This window comes from Armatimonas sp., from assembly GCF_031410135.1.
Lineage (GTDB): Bacteria > Armatimonadota > Armatimonadia > Armatimonadales > Armatimonadaceae > Armatimonas.
In genome coordinates, this window is the sequence record NZ_JANNYP010000468.1 from 1 (window position 1) to 8,371 (window position 8,371).

An 8,371-nucleotide genomic window follows, 5' to 3' on the forward strand; every position below is an offset into this window, starting at 1 on the left:
ATCCTAGATGCTCCCGGCGCAGGCGGCGCGGAGATTCCTCAGGAAGTCTGGCGTAGTGCACCGCTTGCAGAGCTTGCCTACCCTCTTCTGGAGCAAGCCGAGCGCCTGATCAAAGAGCGTCCAGAGCTTTCCGGCCCTGTGGGTGACCTCGTAGGTTTTGTCAAGCTAGCCGTGATCCAGAACGATGAAGACGAGGTCCGTAAGCGTCTTGATAAGCTCACGGATCTCCTTTTTGAGATTGCCTAAGCCCCCTGAGGTCTAACTGTCTTTTAGCCAATAATCTCACCACAACATGAGTGAGATAGTCGGCGAAGAAACCCTCTATACGATCCTAGAAGTCTCGGAATCCGCCACGGAGGACGAGATCCAACAGGGCTATTTTCGCTTGGTTCGCCTCTACCCGCCGCAAAAAGACCCCGAACGCTACCAGCTCCTCAATAGCGCCCGCGAGACACTACTCAATCCACAGCGTCGGGGTGAGTACGATCAGAGCCGACGAAATGGCACGCGTGTGCGTGTACTTGTAGACCAGGCCGCACTCGCGATGGAGAAAGACCCCCAGAAATCCCTCTCACTTCTCAAGAGTGCCGTGACCTTGGCTCCTGATATGCCGCGCCCTCGGATGCTCCTGGCACAGCTTCTCATTCGCACGAAGAACTACGACCTCGCCGAGCGCCAGTATGCGTGGCAAATCCGTCGTGCTCCTCACGATGAGACTCTGCGCTGTAAGATGGCACGTTGCCTGATGCTCCAGTCGAAAAATGATGAGGCGGAGCGCGAGCTGAAGGCCGTTCTGGAGCTCAATGAGGCTCACTACGATGCCCAGCTTCTCCTTGCCCGCATCTACCGTAGTCAGAGCCGCATTCCTGAGCTCATCGCCGCCTTGGAGCAAGCCATTGCGGCAGATGAGCAAGAGAACTTCGCCGATTTCAGTGCCCTGTTGCAGCTTCTGATGGTCTACATTCAGAACGACCATCACGACGGCGCAGAGAACACTAGCCGCCGACTTCTGGCAGTGATTCCCGAAGAGCGCTACGAGCAAGCAGCCATTGCCTTCCTCCAAACTGCCGAACTTTTCTTTCGCGAGGACCACTTTGTCTGGACACGCCATCTTTTGTTCCACGTACAGAACCTTCCCCTCGCAGATGATCATCCTTGTCGCTTGAAGATGATCGAGCTTGCCCAAAAATCAGCACTCCAGCACGAAGCACAGCATCTGGCAAAAGACGATCTCCTCTTCGGCGGGCTTCAGGACTGTTTCCGGACGCTCTACCGAGATCACTCCTCAGACAGCATCCGCGAGTCACGGATGAATGCCGCGTTTGCCAAGCTCCAGCGTGAGTTTGAATCCACACCGCGCCAGCTTCTTAAGCAGCTTGCTTACATCCGCCGTGAGTATCCTCTCATTAGCGCAGATCAAGAACCCTTCCTGGGCCTTCTCTGCCAGAGAGCACTTAACCGCCAGACAGCTCTGGATGCACAAGCTGTCCAGCGTGCGGCTATGGCATCATCGTTTTCCCCCCTCACTGTCCCTGTCCCTTCTCAAGAAGAGACAAAGCGTAGCGGTCTTTTTGGTCGCTTAATGGGGAGTCGCTAGTGCGCGTGCTATAATTTCCTAGCATGAGCCAATTAACCCTTATCGAAGAAGTCCGCGCCCGCCAGATTCTGGACTCGCGCGGCAACCCCACTGTTGAAGTGGATGTTATTTTAGAGTGCGGCGTCGTCGGACGCGCCGCCGTTCCCTCAGGAGCCTCCACCGGTGCCCACGAAGCGGTCGAGCTGCGTGATGGTGACAAGTCTGTCTATCTTGGCAAGGGCGTCTTAAATGCCGTCAAGAACGTTAATGAGAGCATCTCCCCCGAGCTAGCCGGTTTTGACGCGTCGGATCAGGCGGGCCTGGATAGCCTGCTTCTTACCCTCGATGGCACGCACAACAAAGCCAAGTTTGGGGCGAATGCCATTCTCGGTGTCTCGCTCGCCGCCGCCAAAGCCTCCGCCGAAGCTCTCGAAACGCCCCTCTGGCGCTACATTGGCGGGGCCAACGCCAAGCAGCTTCCCGTCCCGATGCTCAACATCATCAATGGCGGCAAGCACGCGGATAACTCCGTGGACCTTCAGGAGTTTATGGTGATGCCCGTGGGCGCGACCAGCTTCTCCGAGGGCCTGCGCTGGGGCGCGGAGATCTTCCATGCCCTGAAGTCCGTACTCAAAGCCAAGGGCTACGGGACTTCCGTCGGGGACGAGGGTGGCTACGCTCCGAACCTTAAGAGCAACGAAGAGGCGCTCGATGTGATCATGGAGGCGATTGGCAAGGCGGGCTACACGCCTGGTGCGCAGATCCAGATCGCCATGGACCCCGCCACCACCGAGCTCTACGAAGAGGGCAAGGCGCACGGCAAAGAAGGCAGCTACTACTTCTGGAAGTCCAATATCTGGAAGACCCGCGAAGAGATGGTGGCTTTCTGGGCCGATCTGGCCGCCAACTACCCGATCATCTCCATCGAGGACGGCATGTCCGAGGACGACTGGGAGGGCTGGAAGCTGCTCACCGAGGCGATTGGCAAGAAAGTGCAGCTCGTGGGCGACGATCTCTTTGTCACCAACACCACCCGCCTCGCTCAGGGAATCGAGCAAGGGATCGGCAACTCCATTCTCGTGAAAGTGAACCAAATCGGCACCCTCACTGAGACGCTGGAAGCCGTCGAGATGGCCAAGCGCGCAGGCTACACCGCTATTCTCTCCCACCGCTCGGGCGAGACGGAAGATACCACGATTGCGGATATTGCCGTCGCCACCAACTGCGGCCAGATCAAGACCGGCGCTCCCAGCCGCACGGACCGCGTGGCTAAGTACAACCAGCTCCTCCGTATCGAAGAGGCACTAGGCACCACTGCGGTCTACCAGGGCTTGAAGAGCTTCTACAACTTAAAGTAGCTCCTCATTACCAAGTGTAAATCCTCCTTGCTTAAAAAGAACAAGGAGGATTTTTTGTTGGATATACCAAAGTATAACTAAAGAGCAACGCCCTGCTCAAGGAAAGAGGTGGTTATGAGTGGTATGGCTGGTGCCCGCCGTGAGCCTGTCACGGTTATTCTTCTCTCGCTGGTAACGTGTGGTTTTTATGGTATCTACTGGATCTATAAAGTCTCAGAAGAAACCCTCGCCTACTCCGGCGAGCAAGATATGTCTCCGGTGATTGATACTGTTCTTTGCTGCTTTGTTCCCTTTTACGCGCTGTATTGGATCTACAAACAGTCTCAGAGGATCACCCGTATGCAGGCCCAAGCCGGTCTCCCTGCAAAAGATGAGGCAATCTTACACACCATTCTGGGACTGGTTATCGGGCTCGTTACAATCTACATGTTCCAAGACAACCTCAATAAAGTCTGGGATTCTTCGCGCAACGCTCAGGCGATGTAGCTGCAACCAAATCGGTGGGTCGCGTGTCGTAGGAAGTGGAGGCACGATTCTTCAATGCGAAATGGAACACGACGCGACCTGCTGATGATGCTGGTTCTGACTTTTATTACCGGCGGACTCTACTACTTCTACTGGGCCTACAAGACCAGCAAGGAGATGGATGAGTTCACGGGTGAGCGCGGGATTCCCCCAATTGTCCACTTGATCCTTTTGATCTGCACCGTGAGCCTCTGGGGCTATGTCTGGGACATTCTCACGGCCCAGAAGATCGAGCGGATGCAACGCATGGTAGGCCTGCCTGCTCGCAACCAAAGCTGGCTCTACGTGGCGCTGGATTTCCTGGGAGCGGGACCAATCTACGGGATCGGGATTGTCGTCCCGTTTTTACAGCAGAACGACCTCAATGAAATCTACGCCGCTGCCGACAACCGCCGGTAAATTTCTTCTCTGGCTGCCGCTGGGAATTCTCGCGGCAGCCTTTCTGGTTCCGCCCCCTGGCCCAGACAATAAGTCGCTACTCGGACTTCCCGATATCTGCCCGATCCACGCCCTCACCCACATCCCCTGCCCCGGCTGTGGCATCTCCCGCTCCCTCGTCTGTACGGCCCACGGTGAGCTTACCCGTGCGTTTGTCCTGCATCCCCTCGGCCCTGTTTTCTTCACAATATTAGTAGGCTTCGTGGTACTACGTTTCTTTCCGAGACTTCAGCCTTCATCCAAGACTGTCAATCTTGGTGCAGGGATATTGACAGTTCTCCTCATTGCCCTTTGGGTGGTTCGGCTACTTGGCTGGCTACCCAAACCACCCTAGAGGCGCAGGATTACTTCTCTTTGACGTAGGTTGCGGCCATGTTGGTAAGCTGGCTTAGAGATTCGTGGGAAACGCCCTGGACATCACTCATGTTGATGATGGGCGCGCGCTGAATATTGATCGAGCCACTCTTGCCATTCGTGCTCCCGGAGAAGCCGATCTGGCCTTCCAGATACGCCGTGAGCTGCCCCGCTGCCAGGCGGGCGAGCGCGGTCTTCTCCCGCTCCGATGCTTCGGGCCGTGCGGTGGCGGTCATCGCTCCTACGATGGGGTCATCCGAGACGGCAGCAACGGCATCCCGCAGTGAGGCGAGGCTCTGGAGGGCAAAATCGCCCGTGCCCTCGTAGGTTTCCAGGTGGAGGCTCTGCTCCAGATCATCGCGAAGCGCACGGACGGGCGCGAGAAGACGGATTAAAGAGCGTAGCTTGCTATCATCATTCATATGGTTTATTCCTCAAGGCCAAGGCTTTGCCGCGTCTCGGGACGCAGGCGCCGGGCCAGGTTCTTACGGGCATGGTGTATGCGGGACTTGACGGTGCCCAGGTCCGTCGCCAGCACCTCCGCGATCTGCGAGTAGCTGAGCCCCTCTTCGACATACAAAAGGAGTGCCGTACGCTGCGGCTCGGCGAGTTTTTCCAGGGCGGTTTGAATCTCTGCCAGCACGAGTGCGCCCTGTAGCGCTTCCTCGGGGCCAGGAGTGGGATCGGCCTGCTGCCACTCCACACTCTCCAGCGGCACCTCAGGGAGCCGTCCCCGGCGGCGCAGCTCACTGTAAGCCAGGTTGCGCACCACACGAAACAAAAACGCCTTCTGGCTCCCCGGCTCCGTCAGACGCCCCAGATTGCGCTGGAGCGCCCAGAGCGCCTCACTGACAATATCTTTCACCAGCTCATCGGAGCCCAGGAGCCTTCGAGCAAACCGCGTTGCTGCACGGTGGAGCTCCTTATCTTGCATGTCAGTAAGAGAATCGCAGAAAGGACAAACGAGTTCAAACTATTTTTCAAAAAGAAAACGTCTTAAGGAAGTAGAGTGCTTACCAAGACACTCGCGTCGGGGTTGGCGAGCGGGGCGATTGTCTGGGACTCGGCGAGGGTAATGACACGACCGTAGCCTGCTTCGGAAGGGTCGAGGTGGACATGCAAGCGGCGGTTGGGTAGATCAAGAACCCAGTATTCGACAACTCCCGCACGGGCATAGAGTGCCGCCTTGCGGGTGAGATCGTACTCCAACGTGCTGTCGGACACCTCAACAAGTAGACGCACGTCCTCAACAGGAGGTGTCCCCAGTGTTAGGTACTCGCGCATGCCCTTGGAAAGAACCACAACGTCGGGTTCTGGCTCGTTGTGCTCATCTAGCGCGATGGGGTCTTGTGAACGGACGAAAAGCCCCCCAAATACTCCTTCGGCCCAGCTACGTGTCAGTGCAGTAGAAAAGACATGTGGTTCGTTTTTTGGCATCTTCTGTAGGAGTTCTCCCTCAACCAGTTCGTACTGCCCATCGTCAAGCAAGCCACTGTTTTGAATAAAACGGGCTTCCTCACGCGTCCAGAGTTTGCGGCGTGGCACGGCCTGAGCGGGTAGAACTGCTGTGGCAATGGTTGTCATAATGGCTCTATTCTACGGCATTTTGGGCAGCACTATCACCCGCGACGATGCCGGTGGACCAGGCTGCCTGGAGGTTGTAGCCGCCGACGGGGCCTGCGATATCCAGCACTTCCCCGCAGAGGTAGAGGCCCTTGATTTTTCGACTTTCCATCGTTTTGGAATCCACTTCCTCCAGCGCCACACCGCCCGCAACGACCTCGCCGCGCTCCAGTGGGACGGCGCGGACGCGGCCCACTTGCCAGCCTTTGAGGGTATTAGCAAGCCGGTTGCGGTCTTTGGCGGTAAGTGCCGCGCACTTTGCGGCGGGGTCGAGCTTGGCGGACTCCAGCAAGGGCTTGCGCAGGCGCTCGGGGAGCGGTGCGTCTTCAATCAGGCCGAGGAGCGTCTTTTTGGGGTTCTGCTGGGCTTGGGCCATGAGTCGCGCATTCACTTGCTCAAACGTCTCGTCGGGGTAGAGGTCTACTTCGACCGTGGAGTTCTCGGGGATGGCCTCGGCGACCTCGCGGGAGACGCCGAGCGCGGTGGGGCCGGAGACACCTTTGTGGGTGAAGAGCAGATCGCCGCGCCAGTGCATGCGCTCTTTGCCCGTGCTGTTATCAGGATTTTGTTTACGGGCACGGAGCACGCAGTCCCGCAGCGCAACCCCACTCCAGTCTTCTGGCGGCGTGGGGTCGAGATAGAGCGGGGCAAGCGCTGCGGTGAGCTTGACAATCGTGTGTCCCAGCTCCGCGAGCCACTTCCAGCCATCACCCGTGCAGCCCGTCCCAGGGAACGAGGAGCCGCCGACGGCAATAATCAGGCGAGAGCAAGGGAGCACTTTGCCCTCGATCTGCACGCCAGAAACCGAGCCCTCAGTGACGATAATCTTCTCCACGGGACAATCGAGGCGCACTTTTACGCCTGCATCACGGACATGGCGCTCCAGCACTTCGACCACATCTTTGGCATCAATCGGCGGGACGGGGAAGATGCGGCCATCGGGGCGGGTGTAAACTTTTAGCCCCTGGCCCGTGAGCAGTTCCAGAAAGTCGTCGTTGGTGAAGCGATAGAACGAGGCCTTCAGAAACCCCGCCTCATTAGGGCGAAACTGGCGACGTATCTCCTCCATCTCCCCGGCGTGCGTGAGGTTGCACTTGCCCCCACCGGAGATGAGAATCTTCGTTCCCAGCCGGTTTTTCTTCTCTAAAAGCGTCACCCGCGCCCCCAGTTTTGCCGCCCGCCACGCCGCGAGCATTCCCGCCGCGCCGCCCCCCACCACGATTACATCTGTCATAAGCCTGAGCAAATTCTATCGCAGCCAAGCTCATCCTGCGGGAGGAGAGTAAAATCAACCCTCCGCCCGATGTATCCTGAGCACGTTTTCCGGTATCCTCGGGAGTATGGCACTAGAGATTGAGAACCTGACCAAGACCTATCCCAACGGCGTGCGCGCCTTGGACGGCGTTTCGTTAAGCATTCCCCACGGACTTTTTGGGCTCCTTGGCCCCAACGGCGCGGGGAAGTCCTCGCTGATGCGCACGATTGCGACGTTGCAAGAGCCCGACACTGGCAGTATTTATCTTGATGAAATAGACACGCTCAAGAACAAAGAGGCGATGCGGGCAACCCTGGGCTATCTACCTCAGGAGTTTGGGTTCTACCCGACGCTCTCCGGCGAGGCGACGCTGGATCACTTTGCGACGCTTAAGGGCTTAAACAACGGCAAGGAGCGCAAGGCCGTGGTCGAGGGCTTGCTGGCTCAGGTCAATCTCTGGGAGGCGCGTAAGAAAAATGTCGGGGGGTACTCGGGCGGAATGAAGCAGCGCCTCGGGATAGCCGTCGCACTGCTGGCCAACCCGACGGTGATCATCGTGGACGAGCCCACGGCGGGCCTTGACCCCACGGAGCGCAATCGTTTTCTGAACTTGCTCGCCGAGGTTGGGGAGGGCGCGACCGTGATCCTCTCCACCCATATTGTCGAGGACGTGAGAGAGCTATGCGAGCGCATGGCGATCCTAGCCCGAGGCCGCGTGGTGGCGCAGGGCAACCCGGAGGACGTGATCGGGCGCGTGGCGGGCAGTGTCTGGCGAAAAGTGATTGGCAAGGACGAGCTGGCCGAGTACGAGAGCCGCTACCGCGTGATCTCCCGCCGCCTGATTGCAGGCAAGCCTGTTGTCACGATCTACCAGGCCACCGATCCCGGCGAGGGCTTCGAGGCCATCGCCGCTGATCTAGAAGATGCCTACTTCCATGCCGTGGGAGCCGCCTAAGCCATGCGCCATGTCTTTCTCTTCGAGCTGCGCTTTCGAATGCGCCAGGTCTCGACCTATCTCTTCTTTCTGGTGCTCTTTCTGCTGACCTTTCTCTTTGTCACCACCGATGCCGTGAAAATCGGCGGCGGCGATGGGCAGATCAAAGTGAATGCCCCGATCGTGCTGGGCCAGGTTGTCGGGATCATGGGCGCGTTTGGAGCCGTGATTGCCAGCGCCTTAGTGGGCACGGCCATCTACCGTGACTTCGAGGCGCAGGCTCACGAGCTATTCTTCACCACACGCCT

The 8,371-nt window shown here is 58.1% G+C and carries 12 protein-coding genes; 8 read left to right on the forward strand and 4 right to left on the reverse strand.

All coding sequences use genetic code 11. From position 1 onward, the window contains the following. The 6 genes from RMO15_RS17415 to RMO15_RS17440 all read left to right on the forward strand — a co-directional run. Window positions 1-246, forward strand: a 246-nt coding sequence (locus RMO15_RS17415) for a hypothetical protein (protein ID WP_309714731.1), incomplete at its 5' end; no start/stop codon positions are given. 46 nt (window positions 247-292) lie between these two features. Beyond that, the gene (locus tag RMO15_RS17420; protein ID WP_309714733.1) at window positions 293-1,597 is read left to right on the forward strand and encodes a tetratricopeptide repeat protein; all 1,305 of its coding nucleotides are present in this window, start codon (window positions 293-295) and stop codon (window positions 1,595-1,597) included. A 23-nt stretch (window positions 1,598-1,620) separates the two neighbouring features. Continuing rightward, a complete protein-coding gene (eno, locus tag RMO15_RS17425; RefSeq protein WP_309714735.1) occupies window positions 1,621-2,934 on the forward strand; it encodes a phosphopyruvate hydratase in 1,314 nt (437 codons plus the stop codon). A gap of 114 nt (window positions 2,935-3,048) precedes the next feature. After that, on the forward strand, window positions 3,049-3,420 hold the full coding sequence (locus tag RMO15_RS17430; RefSeq protein ID WP_309714737.1) for a DUF4234 domain-containing protein: 372 nt from the start codon (window positions 3,049-3,051) through the stop codon (window positions 3,418-3,420). A gap of 54 nt (window positions 3,421-3,474) precedes the next feature. Next, window positions 3,475-3,858 carry a DUF4234 domain-containing protein gene (locus RMO15_RS17435; protein ID WP_309714738.1) on the forward strand — a complete coding sequence of 128 codons (384 nt, stop codon included), beginning with the start codon at window positions 3,475-3,477 and terminating at the stop codon, window positions 3,856-3,858. Continuing rightward, the gene (locus RMO15_RS17440) at window positions 3,824-4,231 is read left to right on the forward strand and encodes a DUF2752 domain-containing protein (protein ID WP_309714741.1); all 408 of its coding nucleotides are present in this window, start codon (window positions 3,824-3,826) and stop codon (window positions 4,229-4,231) included. The genes RMO15_RS17435 and RMO15_RS17440 overlap by 35 nt, the downstream gene beginning before the upstream one ends. A 10-nt stretch (window positions 4,232-4,241) precedes the next feature. On the opposite strand, the gene RMO15_RS17445 is transcribed toward RMO15_RS17440, so the two are convergent. The 4 genes from RMO15_RS17445 to RMO15_RS17460 all read right to left on the reverse strand — a co-directional run bounded on the left by RMO15_RS17445 (window position 4,242) and on the right by RMO15_RS17460 (window position 7,108). After that, window positions 4,242-4,673 (reverse strand): hypothetical protein, encoded by a 432-nt coding sequence (locus tag RMO15_RS17445; protein WP_309714743.1) that lies wholly within the window; start codon window positions 4,671-4,673, stop codon window positions 4,242-4,244. Window positions 4,674-4,678: 5 nt separating this feature from the next. Continuing rightward, window positions 4,679-5,185, reverse strand: coding sequence for an RNA polymerase sigma factor (locus tag RMO15_RS17450; RefSeq protein WP_309714745.1), 507 nt, complete (start codon window positions 5,183-5,185; stop codon window positions 4,679-4,681). Window positions 5,186-5,247: 62 nt separating this feature from the next. Continuing rightward, window positions 5,248-5,835: a Uma2 family endonuclease gene (locus tag RMO15_RS17455; protein WP_309714747.1), complete on the reverse strand. Its 588-nt coding sequence runs from the start codon at window positions 5,833-5,835 to the stop codon at window positions 5,248-5,250. Between the two features lie 7 nt (window positions 5,836-5,842). Next, entirely contained in the window at window positions 5,843-7,108 is a 1,266-nt protein-coding gene (locus RMO15_RS17460) for an NAD(P)/FAD-dependent oxidoreductase (RefSeq protein ID WP_309714749.1), read from the reverse strand. A gap of 106 nt (window positions 7,109-7,214) precedes the next feature. Between RMO15_RS17460 and RMO15_RS17465 the strand changes: the two genes are divergently transcribed. Together RMO15_RS17465 and RMO15_RS17470 are read left to right on the forward strand one after the other, a co-directional pair. Continuing rightward, window positions 7,215-8,084 carry an ABC transporter ATP-binding protein gene (locus RMO15_RS17465; protein ID WP_309714751.1) on the forward strand — a complete coding sequence of 290 codons (870 nt, stop codon included), beginning with the start codon at window positions 7,215-7,217 and terminating at the stop codon, window positions 8,082-8,084. 3 nt (window positions 8,085-8,087) lie between these two features. Next, window positions 8,088-8,371: hypothetical protein (locus RMO15_RS17470; protein WP_309714753.1), on the forward strand; the 284-nt coding region annotated here is incomplete at its 3' end.

Excerpts from the sequence above, each read along its gene's own strand:
- RMO15_RS17430 (WP_309714737.1), top strand. The coding sequence starts at position 3,049 with ATGAGTGGTATGGCTGGTGCCCGCCGTGAGCCTGTCACGGTTATTCTT.
- RMO15_RS17445 (WP_309714743.1), bottom strand. The coding sequence starts at position 4,673 with ATGAATGATGATAGCAAGCTACGCTCTTTAATCCGTCTTCTCGCGCCC.
- RMO15_RS17440 (WP_309714741.1), top strand. The coding sequence starts at position 3,824 with ATGAAATCTACGCCGCTGCCGACAACCGCCGGTAAATTTCTTCTCTGG.
- RMO15_RS17435 (WP_309714738.1), top strand. The coding sequence starts at position 3,475 with ATGCGAAATGGAACACGACGCGACCTGCTGATGATGCTGGTTCTGACT.
- RMO15_RS17420 (WP_309714733.1), top strand. The coding sequence starts at position 293 with ATGAGTGAGATAGTCGGCGAAGAAACCCTCTATACGATCCTAGAAGTC.
- RMO15_RS17460 (WP_309714749.1), bottom strand. The coding sequence starts at position 7,108 with ATGACAGATGTAATCGTGGTGGGGGGCGGCGCGGCGGGAATGCTCGCG.
- RMO15_RS17450 (WP_309714745.1), bottom strand. The coding sequence starts at position 5,185 with ATGCAAGATAAGGAGCTCCACCGTGCAGCAACGCGGTTTGCTCGAAGG.
- RMO15_RS17465 (WP_309714751.1), top strand. The coding sequence starts at position 7,215 with ATGGCACTAGAGATTGAGAACCTGACCAAGACCTATCCCAACGGCGTG.
- eno (WP_309714735.1), top strand. The coding sequence starts at position 1,621 with ATGAGCCAATTAACCCTTATCGAAGAAGTCCGCGCCCGCCAGATTCTG.
- RMO15_RS17455 (WP_309714747.1), bottom strand. The coding sequence starts at position 5,835 with ATGACAACCATTGCCACAGCAGTTCTACCCGCTCAGGCCGTGCCACGC.